This window comes from Amycolatopsis sp. cmx-4-61 (genome assembly GCF_046548775.1).
GTDB lineage: Bacteria > Actinomycetota > Actinomycetes > Mycobacteriales > Pseudonocardiaceae > Amycolatopsis.
This window is the reverse complement of sequence record NZ_JAEBEI010000001.1, coordinates 1,291,920-1,317,455: the sequence shown is the minus strand read 5'-3', so window position 1 is coordinate 1,317,455 and position 25,536 is coordinate 1,291,920. Positions and strand designations below refer to the sequence as shown.

Below are 25,536 nucleotides of genomic sequence, written 5' to 3'. Positions count from 1 at the left end.
AGTAGTGAACGTTATAATTCCGTGACACTTTCTCCCGTAGGCTCGGGCTCATGACCCGGGCCAGGGGCGCCGACCGCCGAGCCAGCATCGTCCGAGCGGCGTTCGAGGTGATCGCCGAGCGGGGTTACCGCGGCACGTCACTGGCCGCGGTCGCCGAGCGCGTGGGGCTGACCCAGCAGGGGCTGATGCACTACTTCCCGACCAAGGAGGACCTGCTGACAGCGGTGCTGGAGACCCGCGACGAGTGGGACCTGCTGCACTTCGGCCACGACCGCTCGGCGATGACGGTGAACCAGCTGGCGGACCTGGTCGACTACAACGCAACGCGGCCGGGCATCGTCCAGACGTACACGGTGCTGTCGGCGGACAGCGTCACGGAGGACCACCCGGCGCGCAAGTACTTCCAGGACCGGTACGCCCGCGTCCGGGCGGGCATGACGCAGATGCTGGAGCGCCACCGCGACGAGCTGCCCCCGGGAACGACGCCGGAACAGCTGGCTCCCTTGGCGATCGCCATCCTGGACGGCCTGCAGCTGCAGTGGCTGCTCGACCCGGAGGAAGTCGACATGTCCGCCGGGTTCCGGATGTTCCTGACCCTGCTGGGGGTGAAGCCGGACTGACGTCAGCCCATCCCCACGCTCTGCCGGTCCACCTCGATCAGCGCGACCACCCGCTCCTGCTCCCGCGAGTACGGCCCCCCGATGTACTTGGTCGCGATCCGGTCCACGATCGCCCAGGCGGCGTCGCCCTCGACCCACTCGGTCACGCGCCCGCGGATGACCACCGGCTCGAACGGGTTGTCCGGCGGCGTCAGCGAAAGCGCCACCCTCGGGTCGCGCCGCAGGTTGCGGGCCTTCTGCGAGCCCGGCCCGGTCAGGATGGCGATGCGGTCGCCCTCCGGGTCGACCCAGACCGGGACGACGTGGGGCGCGCCGTCGGGCAGGACGGTCGCGAGGTGGCCGATCGCGGTGGTGGCGAGGATGCGGCGGACGTCGGTTTCAAGCATGGTGATCCTCTCTTGGGGTCAGGCGACTGCGTAGTGGAGGTGGGTGACGCCGGGCGCGGCGACGGCCTCGACGAGGCGGAGCCGCACCTGCGAGGGCAGTTCCCGGAAGAAGGACCGGCCGCCGCCGAGCAGGACCGGGACCTGGTGGAGCACGACCTCGTCGACCAGGCCGGCCTGCAGCGCCGAAGCCAGGACGCCGCCGCCCATGAGACCGACGTCCTTGCCGCCGGCCGCCTCGCGGGCCGCCGCGATCGCGTCCTCGACGTTGCCGACGAGCGTCTGCCGCTCGGTCAGCTCCGGCGCCGGCCGGGTGCTGACCAGGAACAGCGGTGCGCCCGGGTGCGGGCTGCCCCCGCCGAAGTGCGCCGAATCCTCGTAGGTGTTGCGGCCCGCCACGACCGCGCCCACCCGGCCCGCCAAGGCGTCGAAAACGCGGGCGCTCGGCTCGCTGAGGGTGAAGGAGTCGAAGACCTCGCTGCGGGTGTCCCCGTCGGTGTACCAGTCGAAGAGCATTCCGCCGTCGCCGAGGCCGTGGCCCGGACGGGCGCCGCGACCGGTGATGTAGCCGTCGACCGACACGGCGTGGGCGCTGAACACCTTGCTCATCGGGACGTTCCCTTCTGGGTTCCTTCAGGAGACTCCAGAACCGTAGCAGGTTGAGTTCCCTGAGGGAACCCCAAGTGCTAACCTCGGCTCATGCAGCGCACCAACTTCAGCGAGCTGGCCGCGTGCTCGATCGCGCGCACGCTCGACGTCATCGGCGAACCGTGGTCACCGCTGATCCTGCGGGACGTCTGGGCGGGCATCAGCCGGTTCGAGCAGCTCCAGGCGGACCTCGGCATCTCGCGCAAGGTGCTCACCGAACGGCTGAACCACCTGGTCGAGGCGGGCGTCCTCGAGCGACGGCCGTACGACCGGCGGCCGCGCCACGAATACGTCCTGACCGAAAAGGGCACCGAACTGGTCGACATGCTGATGGCGATGACCCGGTGGGGCGACAAGTGGCTGGCGGGCCCGGCAGGCCCGCCGGTGCTCTACCGCCACCACGCGTGCGGCGAAATCAGCAGCGTCGACCTGCGCTGCGCCCACTGCGGCGAGCCGATGCACGCCAACGACGTCGACTTGCTGGCCGGGCCGGGCGCGTCCCGCTGAGCTACCGAAGCGGCGGCCGGGTCACGACTTCACGCAACCGCTGCAGCGTGCGCAACGTCGTCTCCAGATCCGCCGGCGAAACCTCGGCCGCCATCTCTTCCGCCCACTCGACCTGAGCCTCCCCCAAGGCCCGCATCGCCGCGCGCGCCCGCCGCGTCAACGACAGCAACGGCGCCCGCGCGTCGGCCGGGTTCGGCCGCCGGTCGAGCATTCCGTTGCGCAGCAGGCGGTTCACCGTCTCCTGCACGCTCTGCCGGCGCAGCCCGCGGCGGCGGGCCACCTCCGCGGCGGTGGCCGGGCCGTCCTCGAGGAAGCCGAGGACCTGCCACTGCGCCGCCGTCAGCCCGACCGGCTCGGTGAGCGCGTCCCCCACGGCGAGGAACCCGCCGTTGCACGCGAAGACGGCGTCGATCACGCGGGTGAACGTTTCGGCTCGGGGCGACCGCATGCGTGCTAGTCTCGCACATCGACAGGCACCTGTCGAAATGGAGACGACCATGGACATGCCCCGCCTCGGTCCCGCGCACGAAGCGCTGAAGGCGTTCGTCGGCGACTGGACCGGCACCGAAGAACTCGCCGCCTCGCCGTGGGCGCCGGCCTCGACCGCGCACGCGGACTGCGAATACCGCTTGGCGCTCAACGGGTTCGCCGTGGTCCAGCACTACCGGCAGCGCCGCGACGACGGGTCCGAGTTCCTCGGGCACAACGTCTTCACCGCCGATCCGGTCACCGGCGAGACGCTTTGGTACGGCTTCGACAGCTACGGTTTCCCGCCCGAGTCGGCCGCGCGCGGCACCTGGACCGGCGCGACGCTGACGCTGGAAAAGAAGACGGCGCGCGGCGTGGCCCGGCACCGGCTCACCCCGGACGGCGGAACGCTGACGCACGAAATCGACGTCCGGATGGGTGAAAACTTGGAGTACAGCCCGTTTTTGCGCGCGCGGTACACCCGGAAGGGCCAGTAGCGGACCAGAAACTGTCGGACCCCCGGAGTACAGATGGAGGCGTGACCAGAACCGCCGGCCCGCCCCCGCTGATCGGGGTCGAGAACGTCAAGATGCCCGAGTGGGCCCGCGTCGACGAACGCGTGGCCGCGGCGGGCTTCGGCCAAGCCGTCCGCGCGCTGCCCACCGCGATCTCGGTCGTGCTGCGGCTGGCGTGGCGGACGTCGCGGCGGCTGACGCTGCTGGCCGCCGTCGTGCACGTCGTCTCCGGCTGCGTCACGGCGTTCGGGCTGCTCGCCACCGCGAACGTCTTCACCGCGCTGCTCGAGCAGGGCCCGACGCCGGAGCGGGTGCTGCAGTCACTGCCGGCGATCGCGGTCGTCACCGGGTCCTACGCGGCACGGGCACTGCTGGACGCGGCCGTCGCCGCCGTCGAAGGAGCACTGCGGCCACGGGTCACCGCCGCGGCGGACGACGCCGTGACGGGCGCGGTCGTGCGCGTCGCGCTGATCGCGTTCGAGGACGCGGACTTCCGCGAGCTGGCGCGGCAGGGCGCGCGGTTCGGGGTGCGGGCCATCGAAACAAGCCTGCGGCGGCTGGCCGACCTGACGTCGTCGGTGATCTCGCTGGCGGCAGCGATGCTCACGGCCGGGCTGCTGAACCCGTGGCTGGCCCCGGTGCTGCTGCTCGCCGCGGCGGCCGACGGCTGGGCGGCCGCGCGCGTCGCGAAGCTGAACTACCGGCACTTCCTGGACACCGTCGGGCGCAACATCCGCAAGTCGGTCGTCGAGGAGGTCGCCACCTGGCGTTCGATGGCCCTCGAGCGGCACGCCCTGACGTTGCAGGAGCCGCTGCTCGGCGAGTACCGGCGGATCTCGCGCAGCCTCACGCGCGAGGAGATCCGGCTGGCGCACCGGAGCAACCTGGTGCGCACCAGCGGGCGGGCGGCCGCGGGTTTCGGCACGGCCGTCGCGTACCTCGTGCTCGGCTGGCTGCTCTACACCGGCGGCATGGAGCTGGCGCTGGCCGGCACGGCGGTGCTCGCGATGCGCACGGCGTCGACAGCGCTGTCGAACACCATGCGCGCGGTCAACTCGCTGTACGAAGACTCTTTCTACATCGGGTTCTACAACGAGCTGCTCGCCGAGTCGCGCAAGCGGCGACCACCGCCGACGTCGGTGACGGCGCCCGCCGACCCGGCCGAGATCCGGCTGGAGGGCGTCACGTTCACCTACCCCGGCCGGGAGAGCCCGGCGCTGCGGGACGTCTCGGTGACGATCCGGCGCGGCGAAGTGGTCGCGCTCGTCGGCGAAAACGGCTCGGGCAAGACCACCCTCGGCAAGCTGCTCACCGGGCTGTACCCGCCGGACGAGGGCACGGTCCGCTGGGACGACGTCGACCTCGCGCGCGCCGACCCGGCGTCGGTGCACGCGAACATCGCGGTGATCGCGCAGGAGCCGGCGGAGTGGCCGATGACGGCGGCGAACAACATCACGGTCGGGCGCCTCGGCCGCCCGGACCCGGATCGGCGGGCGTGGCGCGAAGCGGTCGATTGCTCGGGCGCGGACGAGGTGATCGCTTCCCTGCCCGCGCGCGAGAACACGGTGTTGTCGAAGAAGTTCGACGAGGGCCACGACCTGTCCGGTGGCCAGTGGCAGCGCATGGGCATCGCCCGCGGCATCTACCGCGACGCCTCGGTCCTGGTGGCCGACGAACCGACGGCGGCGCTCGACGCCCGCGCGGAGGCCCGCGTGTTCGCCGGCCTCCAGCACGCGAGCCGCTCGGGCCGCGGCCGCCGCACGACGGTCCTGGTGACCCACCGGCTGGCCAACATCCGCTCGGCCGACCGGATCCTGGTGCTGGAGAAGGGAAGGCTGATCGAGCAAGGCACCCACGACGACCTCATCCGCGCGGGCGGGGTCTACCACGAGCTGTACGAAATCCAGGCCCGCGCCTACCGCACGGACCCCCCATGACCGCCCGACCCTCCAGTTACGCGATCCGACCCTCCAGCTACGCGATCGACCTCCAACTACGCGATCCCACCCTCCACCTACGCGATCCCACCCTCCACCTACGCGATCCCACCCTCCAGCTACGCGCTCCGGCCCTGCGGGTACGCGAGTTCGCCGCTCCGGTCCGCGTCACTCGCGTGATTGAGCGTGCATCACTCGTGATTGAAGAGGCATCACTCGTGATTGGGGGGACGACACGGGTCAGGTGGCGAGCGTCAGGGAGCCCAGGTGGGAGAAGTGGGCCGCGACTCGGGAAGCCGGGTGGAGGGGGACCGCGTCCGTCATCCCGCCCGTCAGGACCAGCCAGCCCTCCTCCAGGGCCAGGCCTCGCGCCGCCAGGGTGTTCGCGGCCAGAGCCAGGGCCTCCGCCGGGTGGCCCAGAACCGCCGCGCCCGTTGCCGTGTCCACTATCTGGCCGTCGACCTCCAGCAGCGCCGCCTCCAGGGACAGGTCCAGCGCGGCAGGCGGCAGCCCCACCGGGCCCACGCTGAAGTACGCCGACGAGCCGTTGTCCGCCACCGCGTCCGGGAGCGTGAACCGGTAGTCCGCGTACCGGCTGTCGATCACCTCGATGCCGCCGTACACGCGGTCGACCGCGGCCAGCGCCGTCGCCGCCGTCACGCCCGGGCCCGCGAGACGGCGGCCCAGCACGAACACGAGTTCCGGCTCCGCGCGCGGGTGGATCAGCGACGGCACGGGGACACCCGCCGGCAGCACCATCGCGTCCGTCAGCCAGGCCAGCAGCGGTGCGTCGATGCCCATCCGCTGCTGCTTCGCCCGGGACGTCAGCCCCAGCTTCACCCCGATCAACGTCTCGCCGCGGGCCCGGCGCTGCCGCAGTGCCTCGTCCTGGATCGCGTACGCCGTGTCGACGTCCAGGTCCGGCCAGTCGGCCGAGAGCGGCGCGCGCTCCGAAACCGTTGCCAACAACGAAGCAGCTGCTTCTCGCACGTTCATGCGTCCTCCGAGGACGGAGCCGGAGCGAAGACCGCGGTGACACTGCCGACGCCGGCGATGGTGGTGACGATCGTGTCGCCCGGCGACACCGGGATCGCCCGGGTCATCGAGCCCGGCAGCACGACGTGCCCCGGCTCGAGGGTGACGCCCAGCGGCCCGACCGTGTTCGCCAGCCACACCAGCGAGTTCACCGGCGAACCCAGCACCGCGCCGCCCGCGCCCGTCGCCGCCACCTCGCCGTTCCGGTACAGCACGCAGCCCGCCAGCCGCAGGTCGGCCGCGGAAAGCGACGTCGGGCTGCTCCCCAGCACCACCCCGCCCGAGGACGCGTTGTCCGCGATCGTGTCGAACAGCGAGATCCGCCAGTCCCGGATGCGGGAGTCGACGATCTCCAGCGACGGCAGCACGAAGTCGACCGCCCGGACGGCGTCGGCGACCGTCACGCCCGGGCCGCGCAGGGCCGAGCCGAGCACGAACGCGATCTCCGGCTCGATCCGCGGCTGCAGGAACGCCGACGTCGGGATCGGCTGGTGCTCCAGGTGGAACATGCTGCCGGTGAGGTGCCCGTAGTCGGGCTGGTCGACGCCCATCTGCCGCTGCATCGCCGCCGACGCGAGGCCGACCTTGTGCCCGCGGACGGCGTCACCGCCGTCGACCCACTGCCGCACCTGCTCCTGCTGGATCCGGTACGCGTCCTCGACGCCCGCGCCCGCGTACGCCTCGATCAGCGGCTCGATCGGCTCGCGCGTGGCGTAAGCCCGCGCCAGCGCCGATGCGGCCTCCTGCACCTCGCTGACATCCACCCTCGCGACTCTGCCGTGCGCGGCGAACCCGCACAAGCGACCACGTTCCGCTCAGCGGAACTCTCGCCAGACAACATCTTGCGTGCGAGATATATCCGGCGTACCGTGAAGAACACCACCAGGAAGGGACGTGAGGGACATGGCACCGACCGAGGCCGAGGTCACCCAGCTCGCCGAAGCCCGCGACGCACTGCGCGAGCGCCACCTGCGCCCGGCCGCCGACCGCCCGGCGACGAACGGCCGCGGCATCCACCACACCGCGCTGATCTCCAGCGACGTCGAGCGGACCATCGAGTTCTACCAGGACATCCTCGGCTTCCCGCTCACCGAGCTGATCGAGAACCGCGACTACCCCGGCTCCAGCCACTTCTTCTTCGACGTCGGCAACGGCAACGCGGTCGCCTTCTTCGACCTGCCCGGTCTGGACCTCGGCCCGTACGCGGAAGTCCTCGGTGGACTGCACCACCTGGCCCTGTCGGTCGAGCCGGAACGCTGGGCCGCCATCAAGGACAAGCTCGACGAAGCCGGCGTCCAGTACCTGCTGGAGAGCCAGACGTCCATCTACCTGTCCGACCCGGACGGAGCCCGCGTCGAGCTGATCTCCGACCCGCTCGGCGAGATGTACGGCGAGAAGATCGGCTGAAAGCGTGGTCCGGGCGTCGCGCGCCGCATACCCTGTGCGCGACGTCTGGAGGCCCGATGTCCGATTGGTCGCTCTCCCGCGCGAAGGCGCGGCTCGATCGCCGTGAGCAGCTCGACGAACTCACCGCGCGCACCCGCTTCGAGGTGCGGCTGCACCTGAACGAGCCCGGCACGAACGGCGCCTACGACGAGCTGACCAGCATCTTCGCCATCGGGCACGGCGAATGCGCCGCCCTGCTGGCCCACCACCGCCTGCTGCCGTGGTGGGAGCGCACGCTGCTGTTCCGCTACGCGCGGCGCATGCACGGCAAGGCGATCACCCGCAGCGTCGGCGCGGTGCCGGCCGAAATCGCACCGCAGGCGGCCCGCGCGTTCGGCGCCGAGATCGCGGAGCTGGCCCCCGGCTCCGGGGACACCGGCGCGAAGTACGACCTGCAGGGCCGCGGCCTGCTGACCGTGTTCCGGATCGCCGTCGGCGCCAGGGGCGCGACCTGGGCCGACCGCCACGAAGTCGCCACGACGTCCGCCCGCAACATCCTGACCTGCGCCGCGACCTTCGCCCGCCGCAAGCCGTGGCACGTCGTGTGGCCGGTCTACCGGGTCCGCGGCCTGCGGGTCTGGAAGCTTTGACGCCGATCGCGCGTTCCCCCGGTATGAACGCAGAAGAAATCCTCGCCGGTGCGAACACCATCGCCGTCGTCGGGCTGAGCCGCGATCCGGCCAAGGCCGCGCACGGCGTCCCGGCGGTCCTGCAGGCGCACGGCTTCCGGATCATCCCGGTGCACCCGACCGCGACCGAGCTGCTCGGCGAGAAGGTGTACCGGTCGCTGAAGGACATCCCCGAGCCCGTGGACCTCGTCGACGTCTTCCGGCCGTCGCCCGAAGCTGCGGGCATCGCGCGGGACGCCGTCGAGATCGGCGCCAAGGCGCTGTGGCTGCAGCAGGGCATCGTCTCCGCCGAAGCGCGCCGCATCGCCGAAGAAGGCGGCCTCGCCTACGTCGAAAACCGGTGCACCGCCGTCGTCCGGGCGACCGCCTCGATCTCGAAGAGCTAGCCGGCCGCTCCGAAGTGGACGATGCGGTGGTTGCCGGTTTCGGCGACCCAGACACCGCCCGTGCCGTCGTCGGCCATGTCCCGCGGTGAGCCGATCGGCTCGGCCGTGTCGGACAACGCGGCGCCCGTGCGGGTGTCGAAGCGGGCCACGCGCCCGGTGTCGTCCACCAGCAGCCGCCCGGCGTGGTCGAGCGCGACCGCGCGGGGCCGGGCCAGGCCGCCGTACTCGCGCACGAACCCGCCCCACCACGAAAACTGGACCACCCGGCGGTTCCCGGTGTCGGCGACGTAGACGTTGCCGCCCGCGTCGATCGCCACGCCTTCCGGCGCCTTGAGCCGCCCGGCCAGGACACGCACGAGCGCGCCGTCGCGGGCGAACGCCTGGACCCGGTCGTTGCCGGTGTCGGCCACCCACACGCGGCCGCGCGGGTCGACGGCGATCCCCGACGGCGCGCGGAACTGCCCCGGCCCGGCGCCGGGCCCGCCGAACGCACGCGGGAGCGCGGCGACTTCACTGCTGGTCACGGCACCAGGATCACCGGCCGCGAGCCATGGTGGCCAGCGCCGGGACGAGTGTTCAGCGACTGTTCCGCCCCCGCTCACCAGCTCCACCGCGAGCACGTCCGCCGGTCGAGGAAGCTGTACGCCGGCAGCGGCCCGAGCCAGTCGGCCTGCACGCCGTCGTCACGGCCGAGCCCGGCCACGGTGTCCCGCACGACGAGCAGGTCGCCCAGTCCGACCAGGAACGCCCACCGCTCGTCGGCGCTCTCCCCCGCGGGCAGCGCCACGGAATCGCGGGCCCGTTCGGCGACCCGCGCGAGCAGGACGTCCGAGCGGGCCGCCCGCCACGCCGACCCCGGTTCGGTGAACCGGAGGCAGACGTGCACCTCGGCCAGTCCGTCGAGCCGGTCGAGGTCGGCGCGGTAGGTGGCGGCGGCCGGAGCGAGCACTTCGGTGCGGACGGCGTCTTCGTCCGCGGCCACGGTGCCGAACCGGGCCGGCAGCACCGGGCCGCCTTCGACGAGCGCGGACACCACGGCCAGGTGCGCCGCCGGATCGGGCTCGGGCTCGCCGACGACCATCGCGAGGTCCTCCCAGCACACCGTCCGCGGCGCCCGCGGGTGCCCGGCCCGCACGACGCCGTAGAGCTGCAGCGTCACGGCCGGCCGTCCGGGTCGCCGCCGCCGCGCATCCGGTCGTCCACCACCCTGGCCGGCACACCCGCCGCAATGTCCGCCGAAGAACCGGGCGAAACAGCCAATGTGTCGACCTTCCTTTCCGGAACCGGTGGTGCTCCGTGGCGGGAAACGGATTTCTCGCCGGACTTGCGATTCACGTGTTTCCGGCGCGGAGCAGGGTCGGCGATTCCGTCATCGCTTTCCTCGCCGGTGGATGCTCACCGTAGCAACCGGGACAATCGCACGTATGAGCGCCGGATCACGGCTTTTTTCACCGGTTCGCCGGAACGATTGGGCGGTCCGCGCCAACCGGCGGGAGCAAATGGCGCAACTCGCGGACGGCCGGCGGAACCAATTCCCGGAAACGCCTGTTCGATTACGATCGAGTAACGTCCACGAGCCGGTAGCCCACTCCGCGGACCGTCTCGATGGTGTGCGTGCCGAACGGCGCATCGATCTTGCGGCGCAAGTAGCCGATGTACACCTCGACGACGTTCTCGTCTCCGTCGTAGTGCGCGTCCCAGACGTGGCTCAGGATCTCGTTCTTCGACAGCGCCGTGCCCGCCCGCCGCAGCAGGAACTCCAGCAACCCGAACTCCCGCGCGGTGAGCTCGATCCGCTTTTGTCCCCTGTGGACGGTCCGGGCGGAGGGGTCGAGCCGCAGGTCGCCCGCCTCCAGCACGGCCGGCCGGGCCGGGGCGCCGCGCCGCAGCAACGCCCGCAGCCGGGCGATGAGCACGACGAAGGAAAACGGCTTGGACAGGTAGTCGTCGGCGCCGAGGTCGAACGCGTCGGCTTCGTCGTATTCGCCGTCCTTCGCCGTCAGCATCAGCACCGGCGTCCAGTTTTCGGCCGCCCGCAGGCGTTTGAGCACCTCGTAGCCGGACAGCTCGGGCAGCATGATGTCGAGCACCACGACGTCGTAGGCGTGCTCGGTCGCCCGCCAGAGACCCTCGCGACCGGTGTGCGCGACGTCGGCGGTGAACCCCTCCGCGACCAGCCCCCGCCGCAGCGTCTCCGCGAACTCGCGTTCGTCCTCCACGATCAGCAGGCGCACTACTCCTCCTTCGGCAGGTCGATCACCGGCAGCTCGATCACGAACCGCGCGCCCGGCTCGTCGGACTCGGCGTAGCGCGCCCGGCCGCCGTGACGCGCCGCGATGCCGGCCACGATCGGCAGGCCAAGGCCGGTCCCGCCGTGCCCGCGCTGCCGTGACGCGTCGAGCCGGACGAACCGCTCGAAGATCCGTTCCCGGTCCGCTTCCCCGACGCCGGGGCCGTCGTCGCTCACCTCGACGACGGCGAGGTCGCCGCGCACCGCGCTGCTGACGCGGATCCGCGAGCGCGCGTGCCCGCGCGCGTTGTCGACCAGGTTCCGCACCGCCCGGCGCAGCTGGGCCTCGCTGCCGTGCACCTTCGCCGGCCCGGCCCGGACCTCGACGTCGACCGTGCTTTCGCCGCGGAGCCGCTCGGCCTCGGCGCGGACGATGTCGTCGAGGTCGACTTCGGTGCGCTGCGGCCGGTCGGTCGCGTCGTCGGTGCGGGCCAGCATGAGCAGGTCGTCGACGAGCTCCCGCAGCCGCGCGGTCTCCCGGGCGATCACCGGCACCAGGTCCCCGGTGCTCTCCGGGTGCCGCCCGGAGACGTCGAGTGCAGTGCTGATCGTCGACAGCGGCGAGCGCAGTTCGTGGCTGGCGTCGGCGACGAACCGGCGTTGCGCGGCCTGGGCCGACGCGAGCCGGGACAGCATTTCGTTGAGCGTCACGGCCAGGCGGTGCACCTCGTCGCCGCCCGGCGGCAGGGGCACGCGCGCGGCGAGGTCGCGCGTCGAGATCTCCGCGACGGTCCGGCGCATCCGTTCCACCGGCCGCAGCGCCGAGCCGACCGCGCGGTACACGGCGAGCCCGGCGATCGCCAGCAGCGGCACGGCGATCAGGCCGAGCAGCAGGGTCAACCGCGTCGACGCCTCCGTCACCGGCTCCAGCGAACGCGCGGAAATCACGGTGAACGGCCCGCCCGGCCCGTTCACCTCCTGGGACACCACGCGGTAGTCGTCGTTGTCGCCGTTCAGCCCGAGCGGCAGCGTTTCGACGATCTCGAGCCCGACGGCCGGGCGGGCCGCGGTCAGCGGCGGGTGCCCGACGATCGCCGGGTCGCTCGCGATCGGCGTCCCCCGCGCGTCCAGGACCTGCGTGACGGCTTCGGTGTCCCCGGTGCTGGCGACGTCGCTGGCGCTCAGGTCACGCGCCCCTTCGCGGATGAGCTGGATGGCGACCTGCCGCCCGGTGCTGCGGGCACTCTCGGTGACACTGCGGTCGAGCGACTCCTCCAGCAGGAACACCACGACCACGCCCGCGGCGGCGATGGCCAGCGCGAGCGCGAACACCGCCACCGCGGTGGTGCGCATCCGGACGCCGGTCGCGGCGATCACCCTGCCCAGTCTCACCAACGCAGCGTAACCACGAGCGAGCCCCCCGCGCGGGCGGACCAGCGGCGGGGCGCTCGCGGCCACCCGTCACGCGCCCCGGCGGCGGCGCGGGACGGCGAGCCGTTCCGCGCGCAGGCGTCCGACCTCGGGCAGCTCCAGCGGCCCCAGGGGGTGCCCGACCGTCCAGGTCAGCAGCAGGTCGGCCAGCGCGGGGTTGCGGGCCAGCGCCGGGCCGTGCAGGTAGGTGCCGACGACCCGGTCGGTCACCGCGCCCTCGGTGCCGTCGCCGTTGCCGGTGCCGCGCACGACCCGCCCGAGCGGCTCACTGTCGGCGCCGAGCTTGCTGACGCCGAGGTGGTTCTCGAACCCGGTCAGGGCCTGCCCGTCCAGCAGCCGGGACGGCGTGGCCACCAGCTCGGCGACCGCGCGCTGCTCGCCGGGTTCGGTGGTGAGGTCGAGCAGGCCGAGCCCGTCGTGGTCGACGCCGTCGAGGCCGCGGAAGCGGGTACCCAGCACCTGCAGGCCGGCGCACACGCCGAACACCACCGCGCCGCCCGCGACCGCCCGCCGCAGGCCCGGGTACTTGCGCAGGTGCGCGGCGGCCAGCGCCTGGGCGCCGTCCTCGCCGCCGCCGAGCAGGTACAGGTCCAAAGTGGACGGCACCGGCTCGCCGAGCCCGACCGGGACCACCTCGGCGTCGAGCCCGCGCCAGTGCAGCCGCTTGCTCAGCACCTGGGCGTTGCCGGTGTCGCCGTAGGTGCCGAGCACCTCCGGCAACAGAAGTCCGATGTGGACGGTGGAATCAGCCACTGGGCAGCCTGCCCACCAGGTCGCGGAACGCGGTGTAGTTGGCGACGAGCTCGACGGCACCGGGCGGCAGCGCGTCGATCGCGGCGACCGGGTCCGGCTCGGCCCAGTGCGCGACTTCGGCGTAGCAGAGCCGCACGGAAAGGTCGGCGCCGCGCTCGCCGGTGACGACCACCTGACGCCCGCGGAGCCGCTCGAAGTGCACGTCCCACAGCCAGGACAGGTCCCGGCCGTCGGCTTCCTGCGCGTTGACCGCGACGACGACCGGGGTGTCCTCGTCCAGCACGCGCAGCGTCTCCACCCAGCCGGCCGGGTTCTTCGCCAGCATCAGCCGCACGGAGTGCCGCGACCGGCGGATCGTCCGGTAGCGGCCGCCGATGTCGGTGATGGTCCGCAGCCGCGCCGCGGCGGTGTGCGGCGGGACGCCGAGCCGGTGCGCCGCGGCGAGCGCGAGCGCGGCGTTCGCCCGGTTGACCTCGCCGGGCAGCCGCAGGTCGAGGTCGACCTCGCGGCCGCCGGGGGTGCGGACGAGTTCGCCGTCGAGCGTCCAGCCGGGTTCCGGCCGGGCGAGCCCGCACTCGCAGCTCCAGTGCCGGTCGTGGGTTTCGACGCGGCCGTCGCAGCGCGGGCACGCCGTCGAGTCGCCGGTCCAGCGGCGGCCCGTGCTCACCCACACGAGCTTCGCGGCCGCGCTCGCCGCCGACGTCACCAGGACGTCGTCGCAGTTCGCGACGACCACCGTGCCGGGCAGCCCGGCGATGGCGGCCCGCAGGTCGCGTTCCATGGCCCGGACTTCCCCGACCCGATCCAGCTGGTCGCGGCTCAGGTTGAGCAGCACCAGCACGGCGGGGCGGACCTGGTCGGCCACCCACGGCACGTAGGTCTCGTCGACCTCGAGCACCGCGTAGGGCGCGTCGGGGCGGGCGGTCAGCGCGGCGAGGACGCCGTCGGGCATGTTCGAGCCGTCGCTGTTGGCGGCGACCTCGGCCAGCGTTTCCAGCGCGCGGGTGAGCATCAGCGACGTCGTCGTCTTGCCGTTGGTGCCGGTGACGAGCACGACGGTGCGTTCGCGGCCGAGGCGGCGGAGGGCGGCCGGGTCGAGGGCCAGCGTGACGCGGCCACCGATCATGCCGCCGCGGCCGAGCCCCGAGCTGCGTGACAGCCAGGCGGTCAGCCGCCCGGCGGCCACGGACGCGCGGGTGCGGAGGGGACTTCGGACGGACACCGGCTGGATGGTGCCCGCCGGGCGCTGTGATTTTCCTGAGTCCGTGACCCCGCTCTCCAGTGCGTTCCTTACAGCGTCACGACGACCTTGCCGTGGACGTGCCGCCCCGCCTGCAGCGCGACGGCGTCGCGGATCCGGTCGACCGGGAAGACGGCGGCTGTGGGCACGGTGAGCCGCCCGGCGGCGACGGCGTCGGCGATCCGCTCGACGGCCCCGGGTTCGGCGTCGTAGCCCCCGGTGGCGCGCACGCCGCCCGGCGGGTTGGGCCCGGCGGCGATCGTGGCGATGCGCTCGGGCGGGACCCCGAGTTCGAGCGCGGCCTCCGCGGTCTCCGTGCCGAAGAGGTCGATGGCCGCGGTCGGTTTGCCGGCCCGGCCGGCCAGTCCGGGTCCGTAGGCGACGGGCTCGGCGCCGAGCTCGCGCAGGAACGGGAAGGTGGCTTCGGAGGCGGTGCCGATGACGGTGGCGCCGGCCAGCCTCGCGAGCTGGACGGCGAAGATGCCGACCCCACCGGCGGCCCCGCCGATCAGGACGGTGTCCCCGGCCCGCAGGCCGACGGCGGCCAGCGCGGCGGCCGCGGAGGCCCCGGCCACGGGGAGGGTGCTCGCGACTTCGTCGCTGACGCCGTCCGGGGTGGGGAAGAGCGAGTCTTCCGCTTTGACGACGACGAAGTCGGCGACGGCCCGCCCGAGCGCCCCGCCGTAGACCCGATCGCCGGCGGCGGCTCGCGGCCCGCCTTCGTCGACCACGCCGGCGAAGTCGTACCCGAAGCCGGACGGCAGGGTGACACCGAACCGCGCGGCGGCTTCGGGCCGGGCGGCGAGGGCCCAGTCCATGGGGTTCAGCCCGGCGGCGGTGACGCGCACGCGCACCTCACCGGGGCCGGCGTGCGGCTCGGGGACTTCGCGCAGGTCGAGCACCTCGGGGCCACCGAACTTCTCGTAGACGACGGCTCGGCTCATGGGAACCTCCTTGCGATGGGACTTGGTCTCATCACCGTACACGGTCCGACGGGACTTGGTGCCGTAAGCTGGCGGACATGGCTCGCTGGGAACCGAACGCCCCGGAGCGGCTGAGCAGGGCGGCGCTCGAGCTGTTCGCGGAGCGGGGCTACGAGAACACGACGGTGATCGACATCGCCCAGCGCGCGGGGTTGACGAAGAGCACGTTCTTCCGGCACTTCCAGGACAAGCGGGAGGTGCTCTTCGGAGGCGGCACGCTCACCTCGATACTGGGCGCGGCCGTTGCCGCCGCTCCTTCGACGGCCGGCCCGTTCGAGGCGGTGGCGTGCGCCATGGAGGCAATGGGCCGCGAGGCGTTCACGGCATCGCGGCGGGAGTTCAGCGCCCGCCGGCGGTCGGTGATCGAGGCGCATCCGGAGCTGCGGGAGCGTGAGGCACTGAAGGGCCTGGCGCTGACGGCGGCGATGGTCGAAGCGTTGCGCGGGCGAGGGGTGGCGGAGTTGCCGGCGCGGGTCGCGGCGGAGCTGGGGGCGCTGGCGATGAAGATCGCCTATGAGCGGTGGAGTGCCGGGGAGGCCGGGGAGTTCGGCGAGGCGGCACGGGTGGCGCTCGAGGAGGTTCGGGCCGCGGTCACTTCCTGAGGGGACCGAGCGGCTTGCACTCTTTGCCCCTCGCGGGTTCCGCGGTTGGCTGCCTGCCGCCAGCGCTGCACCCGGGCCCGCGGCGACAGGTCACCGCGGTTCGGGCCCGCAAGCCCGTCCCGGTCAAACCCGCCCCGCCCACTGCGCCGCGCGAGCCGGAAACCCACCCCTCCCCGCGGGGGCGCCCCCCGGGTCCAGCGTATCGGCGCGGGCCGACAACAACCGCTGAAGAACCCGCACTCGAGCCGGTTTGTCCACATTGCGCTCCCCCTGTAGATAACCCCCCACCCATTCACGGACATGAACAAAACCGCCCGTCGAACCCGTCGAACGCGCCCGTCAAGACCAGCACAACCGCCATAGGTAGGAAACTTAACCATCGGATGTTGAACCAATTAGCATCCACAACCACCCGCATTGTTCCGACTTATTCCAAGATCTACCGCAGATACATCGGAGGTGTTACCGTCCAACCCCAGCCAGCGGAAAGGCGTGCCGCTGAGCGGGAAAACGTCCAACGGAGGGCAGCGTGGGACCGGAACGCGGGCTGGAACAAAGCGGAACCCTCGAACGCGGGCTCGCCGTGCTGGAGCACGTCGGGCGGCACCAGGAGATTTCCACCAATGCGATCGCGCGGCAACTGGGGCTTTCCCGCAGCGCCGCCTACCGGATCGTCGGGACCCTGAAGAACCTCGAGTACCTCGAAGCCGACCAGGTCACCGGGCGGGTGCGGCTCGGCACGCGGCTCGTCGAACTCGGCGCGCGGGCCATGGCCGCCACCGATCTGCACCGGTGCGCTCCGCGGTACCTCGCCTCGCTCGCCGAACGGTCCGGGGAGACCACCTACCTCGCCGTGCCGGACAACGACACCATGGTCTACGTCGCCACCGAACGCAGTGCCAGTGCCGTCACCCTCGCGTGCCGGCTCGGCACGCGGCGGCCGCAGCACGCCACCTCGCTCGGGAAGGCCTGGCTCGCCGCGCTGCCCGAGGCCGACCGGCTCGAACGCGTGCGCCGGATGAAGCTCGATCCGCTCACCCTCAAGACGATCAGCGATCCGCACCGGCTGCTCGACGAGCTCGCGAAGACCAGCCGCCGCGGCTGGGCCGTCGACGAGGTCGAGAACGAGCCGGACGTCGGGTGCGTCGCCGCCGCCGTGCGGGACCACTCGGGACGGCCGATCGCCGCCATCAGCATCGCCGGGCCCGCGCCGCGCGTGCTGCGCCGCCTCGACGAGCTCGGGGCCTCCGTCGCCGGGACCGCCGCCGCCCTCTCCCTGCGGCTCGGGTACGTCCGGAGCCGGCCGGCCTGACCGACCCGGACAAGGAGCCGATCGTGACCTGGATCCAGGACTACCAGCCGGCGGGCGGGCTGTGGGTCTCCGCGCTGCTCGCCGCCCTCCCGATCATCGTGCTGCTCGTCGCGCTCGGGGTGGTCCGCTTCTCCGCGCACCTTTCCGCCGCGCTCGCGCTGGTCACCGCGCTCGGCGTCGCCCTGCTGCGCTACCGCATGCCCGCCGCACTCGCGTTCGACTCCGCCGCGATGGGTGTCGTGTTCGGGGTGTGGTCGGTGGCCTGGATCGCCTTCCACGCCGTGTACTTCCACAACGTCACCGTCGCCACCGGCCGCTTCGACGCCATCAAGCGCGTCCTCGCCGGGTTCAGCGAGGACCGGCGGCTGCAGGCGCTGCTGATCGCGTTCGGCTTCGGCGCGCTGCTGGAAGGCGTCGCCGGCGGCGGGTCCCCGATCGCGATCACCGCGGCGATGCTGGCCGCGCTGGGGTTCCCGCCGGTGAAGGCCGTCGTGCTGGCGCTGCTGGCGAACACCGCGCCGGTCGCGTTCGGCGGGCTGGGCAACCCGCTGATCGTGCTCGGCCGGCTGACCGCGCCGATCATGCACCTCAAGCCGGACCAGGCGACCGAGCTGTTCTCGGCGGCGGTCGGCCGCCAGGTCCCGGTGCTGGCCCTGATCATCCCGGCGTTCCTGGTCGTCGTCCTGGCCGGCTGGCAGCGCATGCTCGAGGTGTGGCCCGCGGTGCTCACCGCCGGGCTCGCGTTCGCGGCCATGCAGTTCGCCGCGTCCAACTACATCAGCGCCAGCCTGGTCGACGTCCTCGCCGCACTGACGGCGATGGCCGCGCTGTGGATCCTGACGCGGTTCTGGCAACCGGCGGCCGTCTGGCGGTTCGACGGCGAAGAAAGCGCTGTCAAAAGCCTCGGTGCGGCCCGGAGCGAGCGCGGCGCGCTCTACGCGTGGATGCCCTACATCGTCCTGGTCCTGGCGATCTTCCTGTCGCGGATCGGCACGATCTTCAAGAACCTCCCCGCGTGGCTCGACCTGACCAAGCTGCTGCACCGGGCGGACTGGGTCTTCGCGTGGCCGGGGCTGCACAACCACGTCGTCCAGCACCCGCCGATCACCGCGAAGAACACGCCGTACGCGGCGACGCTGACCATCGACTTCCTGTTCTCGCCCGGCACGGTCGCCCTCGTCGCGGCGGTGATCGCCGGGTTCGCGATGGGCGCCCGGCCGAAACTGCTGCTGACGACGTACCGGAAGACGCTGGTCCAGATGCGCTGGGCCCTGGCGACGATCTTCGTGATCCTGGCGATCGCGTTCGTGATGAACTACTCGGGCGCGACGCAGACCCTGGGCCTGGCCCTGGCGACGACCGGCGCGGTGTTCCCGCTGTTCTCGGCCTACATCGGCTGGCTGGGTGTGTTCCTGACCGGCTCGGACGCGTCGACGAACAGCCTGTTCGGCCCGATGCAGGTGATCTCGGCCCAGCAGCTGGACCTCAACCCGGTCCTGGCCGGCGCGACGAACACCTCGGGCGGCGTGATGGGCAAGATGATCTCGCCGCAGAACCTGTCGATCGGCGCGACGGCGATCGGGCAGAGCGGCAGGGAGGGCTCGCTGCTGCGGCAGACGTTCCTGTGGTCGCTGCTGCTCACCGCGGTCGTCGGCGTGATTTCGCTCCTCCAGGCGACGATCCTGACGGCGATGATCCCGTCGCCCTAGGCTGGGCGGCATGAGTGAGCCGCTGGCGTCCTTCGGTTACGAGCTCGGGCTCCTGAAGCGCATCAGGAGGTCCGGCTGGTGGCACGCCGGCGTCCGCGACCCGGAATCGGTCGGCGAGCACAGCCTGCGCGCCGCCCAGCTCGCGGCGCTGATCGCGGTGGAGGAAGGCGCGTCGCCGGAGCGGGCCGCGTTCCTCGCGCTGTGGCACGACACGCAGGAGACGCGCACCGGCGACCTGCCGCTGACCGCCACCGAATACCTGCGCAAGCCGGAACCACGGGACATCACCGCCGACCAGACGGCGTCGCTGCCGGAGCGCTCGCGCGAGCTCGTCCGCGCGGCGGTGGAGGAGTACGAGACCCGGGAATCCGCGGAAGCGCTGTGCGCCAAGGACGCGGACAAGCTGGAGATGCTGCTGCAGGCCCTGGAGTACCGCGACATCGGCGTCCGGCCGGTCGACGAGTGGATCGCGTCCGCGCGGAAGGGCCTCAAGACGGAGACAGCCCGGAAGGTCGCGGAAGCGGCGTTGACGCTGTCACCGCTCGCGTGGCGGGGCCGTTAGGCGCTGACGGCCTTCGCGCGGTTGAGGAGCAGCTCCCGCTCGCGGGAGTTCTCCGTCATCTCCGCCGCCCGCCGGTACTCCTGCTCGGCTTCCGGCAGCCGCCCGAGCTTCTCCAGCAGGTCGCCCCGGACGCTGGGCAGCAGGTGGTAGTCCTTCAGCGCCGCCTCCCCGGCGACGGCGTCGACGACCGCCAGGCCCGCCTCGGGTCCGTACGCCATCGCCACCGCCACCCCGCGGTTCAGCTCGATCACCGGGGACGGCTGGAGCTTGCCGAGGCCTTCGTAGAGCGCCGCGATGCGCGTCCAGTCCGTCTCTTCGGCCGTCCGGGCGCGCGCGTGGCAGGCCGCGATCGCCGCCTGGGCCGAGTACGGGCCGTACGCGCCTTCGGCGATCTCCTCCGACAACGCCAGCGCCGCGAGGCCGTGCTGGATCAGGAACCGGTCCCACCGGGAGCGGTCCTGGTCCAGCAGCAGCACGGGTTCGCCGTTCGGGCCGGTGCGGGCCTTCGCGCGGGACGCCTGCAGCTCCATCAGCGCGACCAGGCCGTGGACCTCCGACTCACCCGGCATCAGGCCGGCGAGCACGCGGCCGAGCCGCATCGCCTCCTCGCACAGCGCCGGCCGCATCCAGTCGTCGCCGCGGGTGGCCGAGTAACCCTCGTTGAACACGAGGTAGATCACTTCGAGCACGGACGAAAGCCGGGCGACGCGCTCCTCGCCCTCCGGCACCTCGAAAGGCACCTTCGCCGCGGTCAGGGCCTTCTTCGCGCGCACGATCCGCTGGGCGATCGTCGATTCGCGGACCAGGAAGGCCCGCGCGATCTCGTCGGTGGTCAGGCCGCCGAGCATGCGCAGCGTCAGCGCGACCCGGGCCTGGGTGTTCAGCACCGGGTGGCAGGCGACGAACAGCAGGCGCAGGACGTCGTCTTCGATGTGGTCGTCGAGCGCGGTGTCGAAGTCGGGCAGGACGCCCTCGCCGAGCCGCTGGTCGCGCCCGACTTCTTCGAGCTTCTCCGCGTACCGCTCGTTGCGGCGGAACTGGTCGATCGCGCGGCGCTTGGCGATGGTCATCAGCCAGGCGCCGGGATTGCGGGGCACGCCGGACTCCGGCCACTGCTCCAGCGCCGCGACCAGCGCGTCCTGCGCCAGTTCCTCGGCCAGGCCGACGTCACCACGGGCCATCCGGGCCAGGCCCGCGATGAGCCGCGGCGACTCGATCCGCCAGACCGTTTCGACCGTTCTCCGGGCCTCCGCAACCGTCACCCGGCCATCAGACAGGGTGCGGCGGCGGGGTGCAACCCGCTACTCGCTGATCGGGCGGATCTCCAGCACCCCCGTCCGCGCCTCGGTGCCGGGCGCCTGTTTCATCAGCGCCACGACGTCCTCGAGCGACTCGCCGTTCAGCACCCAGAACCCGGCGATCAGTTCCTTCGTCTCCGCGAACGGCCCGTCGACGACCTTCGGCTCTGTCTCGCCCTGGAAGAGGATGCGCGCGCCTTCCGCGCTGGACGTCAGGCCCTCGGCGTACTCGATGCGGCCCTCCTTGAACAGCCGGTCGTTGAACTGCGCCATCTCGGCCAGTTCCGCGGCGGTGGGCTGGAAGCCGGGCGCGTCGGTCTCGGGTGCGGCCTTGACCATCACCAGGAAACGCATCACGCGTTCCCGGTGCTCTGCGCGCGCAGCCGGCCTTCGAGCGCTTCGACCTCGGGCGTCATGTTCTCGAAGTCGGCCGCCTCGGCGACGCGCCGGATCTCGACCTCGCCGGCGTGGCCGTCGGGGTTGGGCATCCGCTTGATCCACTCGATGCACTCTTCGCGGTCGCGGCACTGCAGTATCCAGAAGCCGCCGACGAGCTCCTTGGTCTCGGCGAACGGGCCGTCGACGACCTTGGGCTCTTCGCTGCCGGAGAAGACGACCCGTGCGCCCTGCGAGCTCGGCGTGAGCCCCTCGCCGGCGAGCAGGATGCCGGCCTTGACCAGCTCTTCGTTGAACTTTCCCATCTCGGCCAGCAACTCGGCGCTGGGGCCCCGGCCCGCCTCGGACTCCTCGTTCGCCTTGACGATCACCATGAACCGCACTGCGGTCTCCCTTCGTTGCCGTTGCCCACGCGTCGAACGGCCGGACGCCGGATCGACAGCGTCCACCGAAAAAGTTTTGCGCGGGAAAGCTAGCAGCTCAGGGCCCGGGGGACGGGCGGACAAACCGGACAGGGGAGAATCTTGAGCCGTGGCGGTACTCCCCGACGACCTCTCCTCCGCGCTCGACGACGAGCTGGCCCGGCACCCCGTGGCCCGGCTGACGCAGTCCGTCGACCGGCTCAGCGCGCGCTACCGCCAAGGTGACGCGGCGACTTCGCCGATCCTCAGCTCCGAAGCCGACATCGCCGCCTACGCCGGTTACCGCATGCCGGCGACGTACGCCGCCGTACACGCTGTGCTCGCCGAAGCCGCGTCACGCGCTCCCGGCTTCGAACCGCGTACGCAGATCGACGTCGGCGGCGGCACCGGCGCCGCCGTGTGGGCGGCCGCGGCCGTGTGGCCTTCGCTGGCCAAGTGCACCGTGCTGGAGCAGGTCGCCGGGGCCATCGGGCTCGGCAAGCGGCTCGCCGCGGGCGCCGGGCGAGCCGCGGTCCGGGACGCCGAATGGCGGCGCGGGCTCGTCGACCCCGCCGCGCCCGCCCCCGCGGCGGACCTCGTCACGCTGTCCTACGTGCTCGGCGAGCTCCCGGAGGCCGGCCGGGCCGACGTCGTGCGCTGGCTGGCCGCCGAAGCCGGCGCGGTCGCCTTGATCGAGCCCGGCACACCGGCGGGCTACGAGCGGATCCGCGCCGCCCGCGCCCAGCTGATCGAGCTCGGCCTGCACGTCGTCGCGCCGTGCCCGCACGACGGCGCGTGCCCGATCGCGCCCGGTGCGGACTGGTGCCACTTCGCCGCGCGGCTCCCGCGCTCGGGACTGCACCGGAAGCTCAAGGCGGGCACGCTCGGGTTCGAGGACGAGAAGTACGCATACGTCGTCGCGTCCCGGCTCGAGCCCGAACGGCCGGACGCGCGGATCATCCGGCACCCGAAGAAGCACAAGGGCTGGGTCGCGCTCGACCTGTGCACGGCCTCCGAAGGGCTGAAGCCCGCGGTTGCCGTCTCGAAGAAGCAGGGTCCGCGCTACCGCGCCGCCCGCGACGCCGAATGGGGCGACGGCTGGTCTTCCGCCTGAGCCGGTGGCGAGGTGCGGCCCTCGGTGCGGAACCCGCGGCCGGGGCGAAGCGGCACGTAAGCCGGAGCGCGCCACCGTGAGTAGGGAACTCGCAGCGGTAACCGGCCAGTCGGGGGGCGTGCCGGCCGGTTACCGCCGCACCGAGGAAGAGGGAACCCTGCTCCAGGAATGACGCGCGGCTCCGCGCTTCACTCGATCGAGTGACGTCGGGCCGGATCGGCCGGGGAACCGTTGACATCCGCGCCCGGTGGGTGATCGGGACGGGAGTCAGCTGCGGCCGAAGCAGACGAACGGCATCAGCGGTTCCGCCTGCGCCGCGTCCGCGAGAGCCCGCGCCGGCGGCGTGCCGACCGCCAGGGCTTTGTGGAACGCCAGCATCACGCCGCCCGCGGTGCGGTCGTCGACGCGGGCCACGCTCGAGACCACCGTGCGGCTGCCGCCGTAGAGCAGCGCCGCCGTGAAGCCCAGGACCTCGTCGCCCGCGCGCACCACCGTCTGGCCGACGTCGCACGAGGACAGCACCACCTGCTCCGGCGCCGTCGCCAGCTGCTGGACGTCGTAGGCCATCAACGGCCCGTCGGCCAGGTTGAGCCGGGAGAACAGCACGTTTTCCTGCTCGTGGTGGCCGTGCGCGGCGAAGTGGGCCAGGCGGCAGCCGTCGAACGCCTTGAGCGTCGCCGCGACCGTCGCGTCCGGGCCGGTCAGCACCTCCGCGTCCGGGTACAGCGGCGCGAGCCGGGCGACCTCCGCCTCCGCGTGGGTCAGGTCGGAGCCCGCGACGAGCAGCGGCGGGCCGGTCGCGCGGCCGGACCGGCGGCCGGCGTCGAACCAGGTCGACGACGACGGCGTGACCGTCACCGGCCGGCCGCGCAACGTCGGCAGCAGCCCCCACGGGACCGCCGAAAGCGCACCCGTCGGCACGACGACGACGTCGAGGTCGCCGAGCCGGGCGGCCAGCGGGGCCAGCAGGACCGCGTCCAGCGCGGTGACCTGCGTCCGCACCGAGCGGCGGATCACCTGGTCCAGCTGCGGCGGCAGCCGGCGCCCGCACAACGCGTCCAGGTCGCTGTGCAGCCGGGCGACCGGCTCGGCGACGGCCGCCACCGGGCCGAGCTCGACCAGCGCCACCCGGTGGTTCGCGATCACCTGCGCGCACAGCGCGCCGCGGTCGGCGAGGAAGCACACCATCGCGCTGCCGGTCGCCGCGAGCTCGTCGCCGATCTCGCGCAGCTTCGCCTCGGCGTGGCCGGCGTCGGCGCCCTCGGCCTGCCAGCCCTTGGCGCGGATCTCCCGTTCCAGCGCGGCACACCGCTTGACGGCCTGGGTGTCCGGCTTCCCGGCGAGCTCGCCCGCCCGGATCTGCATCGAGAGGAACCGCAGCTCGGCGACGGCGTCGACGGTCTCCGGGTGCGCGGGCGGGCGCACCGGCCGGAACCGGAACGCCTGCGCGCGCGAGCGGTCGAGCCAGCGGAAGACGACGCCCGGCGAGCGCTGGGCGAGCGCGGCGGCGAGGCCGGCGGTGGCGAGTTCCTTGCCCAGTGACGTCGTCCCGGTCTGCAGGTCGACGCTGCCGAAGCGGCTGCGGTGCCGCTGCAGCTGCGCCAGGCCGGCCCGCGCGTTCGCGAACGTCACCCGCCGGTGCCCGCTCGCGGCCCCGAGTTCGGCCAGCGCGAGCCGCCGCACCAGGCGGTTTTCCAGCGGTGCGGTCCGGCGGTCGCGCGGGGCGATCCCGGCGCGGGCGGCGTCGAGGTCGCCGAGCGCGATCCGGGCCCGCGCGGCCAGCAGCGCGGCGATTTCCGCGTCGTTGCGCAGGCCGAGGCCGGTGAGCCGGCCGGCCAGCGCGGTCGCCTCGGCACCGACGCGGGAGATCCGCCGCCCGGCCGCGAAGTCCGCGCGCAGTACGGTCAGCCGCGCGACCGCCGCCCAGGTTTCGTTGCCGCGGCGGCGAAACCGGCGTTCGGCCCGGCCCGCCCAGCCACGCGCGGCGGCCGGGTCGCCGCTCGCCAGCGCGGCCAGCGCCCTGGTCAGCTCGGCCTCGGCGTGTTCCTGGTTCATCCGCAGCCGCGGGAACTGCTCGAGCGCCGCGTCCAGTTCGGCGGCGGCTTCGTGGGGCAGCCCGGCGGCCAGCAGCGCCCGCGCCTTGTCGACGGCCAGCACCGGCAGCATCCCGACGCTCTGCTCGGCGTAGAAGCCGCTCGCCGCGTCGAAGTCCCGCAGGGCACCCGGGATGTCGCCGGTGAGCACCCGCGCCTGGCCGCGGCCGTGCGCGGCTTTGGCGAAGATCCGGGCCAGGCCTTCTTCTTCGGGCCGGCTCGCGCCGATCTGCTCGCACTGGTCGAGGTCGGCGAGCGCGAGCCGGACGCGCCCGGCGTACTGGTGCAGCATCGCGCGGTTGAGCAGCGTCCGGGCGAGCACGACGAACTCACCGGCCTGCCGCAGCAGCGGGATGGCCTCGTCGAAGCAGGCCAGTGCCTCGTCCAGCCGGCCGATGAGGATGAGCACGAGACCGCGTTGCTGGCGCAGGATCCCGCGCCCGGCGTCCGACACGAGCACGTCGGCCTCGTCGAGCAGCGCGAGCCCGCGCGCGCTGTGGCCGAGCGCGGTTTCGACGGCCGCGTACGTGCCGAGCACGCGGGTGGCGAGATCCGGCCAGGCCGGCCACCCTTCTGGTGGTTCGGTGGCGGGCAGGCCGAGCAGCCGCGCGGCGGACCGGATCAGCCGCCCGCCGACGACCGGCTGGCCGTCGTTGGTCGCCGCGACCGCCCGCCGGTGCAGGTCGCGAACCCGGTCTTCGACCCTCGGCGACGCGACCACGGGCTGCCCTTTCGGCCGGGGAAGGACGCCCCGGATCGTACCTCCGAGCCGGAGGTATCAGGCAGCTTCTCGAGTTCCGCGCTCGACGCCGAGGTGCGCCCCCACCGCCGTGTCGAC

General features: G+C 72.8%; 28 protein-coding genes. 12 read left to right on the top strand and 16 right to left on the bottom strand.

The window, feature by feature from the left end; genetic code table 11:
* Positions 1-50 precede the first annotated feature (50 nt).
* Positions 51-620 carry a TetR/AcrR family transcriptional regulator gene (locus ACLJOU_RS06490; RefSeq protein ID WP_410564095.1) on the top strand — a complete coding sequence of 190 codons (570 nt, stop codon included), beginning with the start codon at positions 51-53 and terminating at the stop codon, positions 618-620.
* 2 nt (positions 621-622) lie between these two features.
* Here ACLJOU_RS06490 and ACLJOU_RS06485 read toward each other — a convergent pair whose 3' ends face one another.
* Both ACLJOU_RS06485 and ACLJOU_RS06480 read right to left on the bottom strand, forming a co-directional pair.
* Positions 623-1,006: a PPOX class F420-dependent oxidoreductase gene (locus ACLJOU_RS06485; RefSeq protein WP_410564093.1), complete on the bottom strand. Its 384-nt coding sequence runs from the start codon at positions 1,004-1,006 to the stop codon at positions 623-625.
* An 18-nt stretch (positions 1,007-1,024) separates the two neighbouring features.
* Positions 1,025-1,612, bottom strand: coding sequence for a dihydrofolate reductase family protein (locus tag ACLJOU_RS06480; protein WP_410564090.1), 588 nt, complete (start codon positions 1,610-1,612; stop codon positions 1,025-1,027).
* 90 nt (positions 1,613-1,702) lie between these two features.
* On the opposite strand from ACLJOU_RS06480, the gene ACLJOU_RS06475 reads away from it, so the two are divergent.
* Complete coding sequence (locus ACLJOU_RS06475; protein ID WP_410564087.1) at positions 1,703-2,158, top strand: winged helix-turn-helix transcriptional regulator; 456 nt, start codon at positions 1,703-1,705, stop codon at positions 2,156-2,158.
* Position 2,159: 1 nt separating this feature from the next.
* Here ACLJOU_RS06475 and ACLJOU_RS06470 read toward each other — a convergent pair whose 3' ends face one another.
* Entirely contained in the window at positions 2,160-2,606 is a 447-nt protein-coding gene (locus tag ACLJOU_RS06470) for a MarR family winged helix-turn-helix transcriptional regulator (RefSeq protein WP_410564084.1), read from the bottom strand.
* 49 nt (positions 2,607-2,655) lie between these two features.
* Between ACLJOU_RS06470 and ACLJOU_RS06465 the strand changes: the two genes are divergently transcribed.
* Together ACLJOU_RS06465 and ACLJOU_RS06460 are read left to right on the top strand one after the other, a co-directional pair.
* Positions 2,656-3,123: a DUF1579 family protein gene (locus tag ACLJOU_RS06465; RefSeq protein ID WP_410564082.1), complete on the top strand. Its 468-nt coding sequence runs from the start codon at positions 2,656-2,658 to the stop codon at positions 3,121-3,123.
* Between the two features lie 41 nt (positions 3,124-3,164).
* The gene (locus tag ACLJOU_RS06460; RefSeq protein WP_410564079.1) at positions 3,165-5,078 is read left to right on the top strand and encodes an ABC transporter ATP-binding protein; all 1,914 of its coding nucleotides are present in this window, start codon (positions 3,165-3,167) and stop codon (positions 5,076-5,078) included.
* Between the two features lie 240 nt (positions 5,079-5,318).
* Here the strand turns inward: ACLJOU_RS06460 and ACLJOU_RS06455 are convergent, their stop codons facing one another.
* Positions 5,319-6,074 (bottom strand): 2-keto-4-pentenoate hydratase, encoded by a 756-nt coding sequence (locus ACLJOU_RS06455; protein WP_410564076.1) that lies wholly within the window; start codon positions 6,072-6,074, stop codon positions 5,319-5,321.
* Entirely contained in the window at positions 6,071-6,877 is an 807-nt protein-coding gene (locus tag ACLJOU_RS06450) for a 2-keto-4-pentenoate hydratase (protein ID WP_410564074.1), read from the bottom strand. Before ACLJOU_RS06450 ends, ACLJOU_RS06455 begins: the two co-directional genes overlap by 4 nt.
* A 139-nt stretch (positions 6,878-7,016) precedes the next feature.
* Between ACLJOU_RS06450 and ACLJOU_RS06445 the strand changes: the two genes are divergently transcribed.
* Genes ACLJOU_RS06445 through ACLJOU_RS06435 form a run of 3 tightly spaced genes read left to right on the top strand, consistent with a single transcriptional unit; the run spans position 7,017 to position 8,574 of the window.
* Complete coding sequence (locus tag ACLJOU_RS06445; protein ID WP_410564072.1) at positions 7,017-7,520, top strand: VOC family protein; 504 nt, start codon at positions 7,017-7,019, stop codon at positions 7,518-7,520.
* Positions 7,521-7,576: 56 nt separating this feature from the next.
* Positions 7,577-8,149, top strand: coding sequence for a hypothetical protein (locus ACLJOU_RS06440; RefSeq protein ID WP_410564069.1), 573 nt, complete (start codon positions 7,577-7,579; stop codon positions 8,147-8,149).
* A 23-nt stretch (positions 8,150-8,172) separates the two neighbouring features.
* Positions 8,173-8,574 carry a CoA-binding protein gene (locus ACLJOU_RS06435; RefSeq protein ID WP_410564066.1) on the top strand — a complete coding sequence of 134 codons (402 nt, stop codon included), beginning with the start codon at positions 8,173-8,175 and terminating at the stop codon, positions 8,572-8,574.
* On the opposite strand, the gene ACLJOU_RS06430 is transcribed toward ACLJOU_RS06435, so the two are convergent.
* The 7 genes from ACLJOU_RS06430 to ACLJOU_RS06400 all read right to left on the bottom strand — a co-directional run bounded on the left by ACLJOU_RS06430 (position 8,571) and on the right by ACLJOU_RS06400 (position 15,172).
* On the bottom strand, positions 8,571-9,098 hold the full coding sequence (locus ACLJOU_RS06430; protein WP_410564064.1) for an NHL repeat-containing protein: 528 nt from the start codon (positions 9,096-9,098) through the stop codon (positions 8,571-8,573). The two genes, ACLJOU_RS06435 and ACLJOU_RS06430, sit on opposite strands and share 4 nt — an antisense overlap.
* Before the next feature lie 74 nt (positions 9,099-9,172).
* Positions 9,173-9,733 (bottom strand): GvpL/GvpF family gas vesicle protein, encoded by a 561-nt coding sequence (locus ACLJOU_RS06425; protein WP_410564061.1) that lies wholly within the window; start codon positions 9,731-9,733, stop codon positions 9,173-9,175.
* A gap of 394 nt (positions 9,734-10,127) precedes the next feature.
* Positions 10,128-10,808, bottom strand: a complete 681-nt coding sequence (locus tag ACLJOU_RS06420; protein ID WP_354824604.1) for a response regulator transcription factor — start codon at positions 10,806-10,808, stop codon at positions 10,128-10,130.
* Positions 10,808-12,196 (bottom strand): sensor histidine kinase, encoded by a 1,389-nt coding sequence (locus ACLJOU_RS06415; RefSeq protein WP_410564059.1) that lies wholly within the window; start codon positions 12,194-12,196, stop codon positions 10,808-10,810. The genes ACLJOU_RS06420 and ACLJOU_RS06415 overlap by 1 nt, the downstream gene beginning before the upstream one ends.
* 69 nt (positions 12,197-12,265) lie before the next feature.
* Positions 12,266-12,988 (bottom strand): type 1 glutamine amidotransferase, encoded by a 723-nt coding sequence (locus ACLJOU_RS06410; protein WP_410564056.1) that lies wholly within the window; start codon positions 12,986-12,988, stop codon positions 12,266-12,268.
* Entirely contained in the window at positions 12,981-14,174 is a 1,194-nt protein-coding gene (locus tag ACLJOU_RS06405; RefSeq protein WP_410564761.1) for a MurT ligase domain-containing protein, read from the bottom strand. The genes ACLJOU_RS06410 and ACLJOU_RS06405 overlap by 8 nt, the downstream gene beginning before the upstream one ends.
* 104 nt (positions 14,175-14,278) lie before the next feature.
* A complete protein-coding gene (locus ACLJOU_RS06400) occupies positions 14,279-15,172 on the bottom strand; it encodes an NADP-dependent oxidoreductase (protein WP_410564054.1) in 894 nt (297 codons plus the stop codon).
* A gap of 77 nt (positions 15,173-15,249) precedes the next feature.
* On the opposite strand from ACLJOU_RS06400, the gene ACLJOU_RS06395 reads away from it, so the two are divergent.
* The 4 genes from ACLJOU_RS06395 (at position 15,250) to ACLJOU_RS06380 (ending at position 19,396) form a co-directional block, all read left to right on the top strand.
* Positions 15,250-15,813: a helix-turn-helix domain-containing protein gene (locus ACLJOU_RS06395; protein ID WP_410564052.1), complete on the top strand. Its 564-nt coding sequence runs from the start codon at positions 15,250-15,252 to the stop codon at positions 15,811-15,813.
* 529 nt (positions 15,814-16,342) lie between these two features.
* A complete protein-coding gene (locus tag ACLJOU_RS06390; RefSeq protein ID WP_410564050.1) occupies positions 16,343-17,125 on the top strand; it encodes an IclR family transcriptional regulator in 783 nt (260 codons plus the stop codon).
* A 23-nt stretch (positions 17,126-17,148) separates the two neighbouring features.
* Positions 17,149-18,834: an L-lactate permease gene (locus ACLJOU_RS06385; RefSeq protein WP_410564048.1), complete on the top strand. Its 1,686-nt coding sequence runs from the start codon at positions 17,149-17,151 to the stop codon at positions 18,832-18,834.
* Positions 18,835-18,844: 10 nt separating this feature from the next.
* A complete protein-coding gene (locus tag ACLJOU_RS06380) occupies positions 18,845-19,396 on the top strand; it encodes an HD domain-containing protein (protein WP_410564045.1) in 552 nt (183 codons plus the stop codon).
* On the opposite strand, the gene ACLJOU_RS06375 is transcribed toward ACLJOU_RS06380, so the two are convergent.
* From ACLJOU_RS06375 to ACLJOU_RS06365, 3 genes are read right to left on the bottom strand one after another with little or no spacing between them, the layout of a single operon-like run.
* Positions 19,393-20,658 (bottom strand): RNA polymerase sigma factor, encoded by a 1,266-nt coding sequence (locus tag ACLJOU_RS06375; protein WP_410564042.1) that lies wholly within the window; start codon positions 20,656-20,658, stop codon positions 19,393-19,395. The genes ACLJOU_RS06380 and ACLJOU_RS06375 overlap by 4 nt on opposite strands.
* A 39-nt stretch (positions 20,659-20,697) precedes the next feature.
* Positions 20,698-21,048, bottom strand: coding sequence for a YciI family protein (locus ACLJOU_RS06370; protein ID WP_410564040.1), 351 nt, complete (start codon positions 21,046-21,048; stop codon positions 20,698-20,700).
* On the bottom strand, positions 21,048-21,473 hold the full coding sequence (locus ACLJOU_RS06365) for a YciI family protein (RefSeq protein ID WP_410564038.1): 426 nt from the start codon (positions 21,471-21,473) through the stop codon (positions 21,048-21,050). Before ACLJOU_RS06365 ends, ACLJOU_RS06370 begins: the two co-directional genes overlap by 1 nt.
* Positions 21,474-21,621: 148 nt before the next feature.
* Here ACLJOU_RS06365 and ACLJOU_RS06360 point away from each other — a divergent pair, with 148 nt between their 5' ends.
* Positions 21,622-22,605: a small ribosomal subunit Rsm22 family protein gene (locus tag ACLJOU_RS06360; RefSeq protein WP_410564035.1), complete on the top strand. Its 984-nt coding sequence runs from the start codon at positions 21,622-21,624 to the stop codon at positions 22,603-22,605.
* Positions 22,606-22,872: 267 nt separating this feature from the next.
* Here ACLJOU_RS06360 and ACLJOU_RS06355 read toward each other — a convergent pair whose 3' ends face one another.
* Positions 22,873-25,419 carry a CHAT domain-containing protein gene (locus ACLJOU_RS06355; protein ID WP_410564033.1) on the bottom strand — a complete coding sequence of 849 codons (2,547 nt, stop codon included), beginning with the start codon at positions 25,417-25,419 and terminating at the stop codon, positions 22,873-22,875.
* Positions 25,420-25,536 lie beyond the last annotated feature (117 nt).

Bases quoted from the DNA above. Each gene is read 5' to 3' on its own strand.
- ACLJOU_RS06490 (WP_410564095.1), top strand. From the start codon at position 51: ATGACCCGGGCCAGGGGCGCCGACCGCCGAGCCAGCATCGTCCGAGCG.
- ACLJOU_RS06485 (WP_410564093.1), bottom strand. From the start codon at position 1,006: ATGCTTGAAACCGACGTCCGCCGCATCCTCGCCACCACCGCGATCGGC.
- ACLJOU_RS06480 (WP_410564090.1), bottom strand. From the start codon at position 1,612: ATGAGCAAGGTGTTCAGCGCCCACGCCGTGTCGGTCGACGGCTACATC.
- ACLJOU_RS06475 (WP_410564087.1), top strand. From the start codon at position 1,703: ATGCAGCGCACCAACTTCAGCGAGCTGGCCGCGTGCTCGATCGCGCGC.
- ACLJOU_RS06470 (WP_410564084.1), bottom strand. From the start codon at position 2,606: ATGCGGTCGCCCCGAGCCGAAACGTTCACCCGCGTGATCGACGCCGTC.
- ACLJOU_RS06465 (WP_410564082.1), top strand. From the start codon at position 2,656: ATGGACATGCCCCGCCTCGGTCCCGCGCACGAAGCGCTGAAGGCGTTC.
- ACLJOU_RS06455 (WP_410564076.1), bottom strand. From the start codon at position 6,074: ATGAACGTGCGAGAAGCAGCTGCTTCGTTGTTGGCAACGGTTTCGGAG.
- ACLJOU_RS06445 (WP_410564072.1), top strand. From the start codon at position 7,017: ATGGCACCGACCGAGGCCGAGGTCACCCAGCTCGCCGAAGCCCGCGAC.
- ACLJOU_RS06440 (WP_410564069.1), top strand. From the start codon at position 7,577: ATGTCCGATTGGTCGCTCTCCCGCGCGAAGGCGCGGCTCGATCGCCGT.
- ACLJOU_RS06435 (WP_410564066.1), top strand. From the start codon at position 8,173: ATGAACGCAGAAGAAATCCTCGCCGGTGCGAACACCATCGCCGTCGTC.
- ACLJOU_RS06400 (WP_410564054.1), bottom strand. From the start codon at position 15,172: ATGAGCCGAGCCGTCGTCTACGAGAAGTTCGGTGGCCCCGAGGTGCTC.
- ACLJOU_RS06395 (WP_410564052.1), top strand. From the start codon at position 15,250: ATGGCTCGCTGGGAACCGAACGCCCCGGAGCGGCTGAGCAGGGCGGCG.
- ACLJOU_RS06380 (WP_410564045.1), top strand. From the start codon at position 18,845: ATGAGTGAGCCGCTGGCGTCCTTCGGTTACGAGCTCGGGCTCCTGAAG.
- ACLJOU_RS06370 (WP_410564040.1), bottom strand. From the start codon at position 21,048: ATGCGTTTCCTGGTGATGGTCAAGGCCGCACCCGAGACCGACGCGCCC.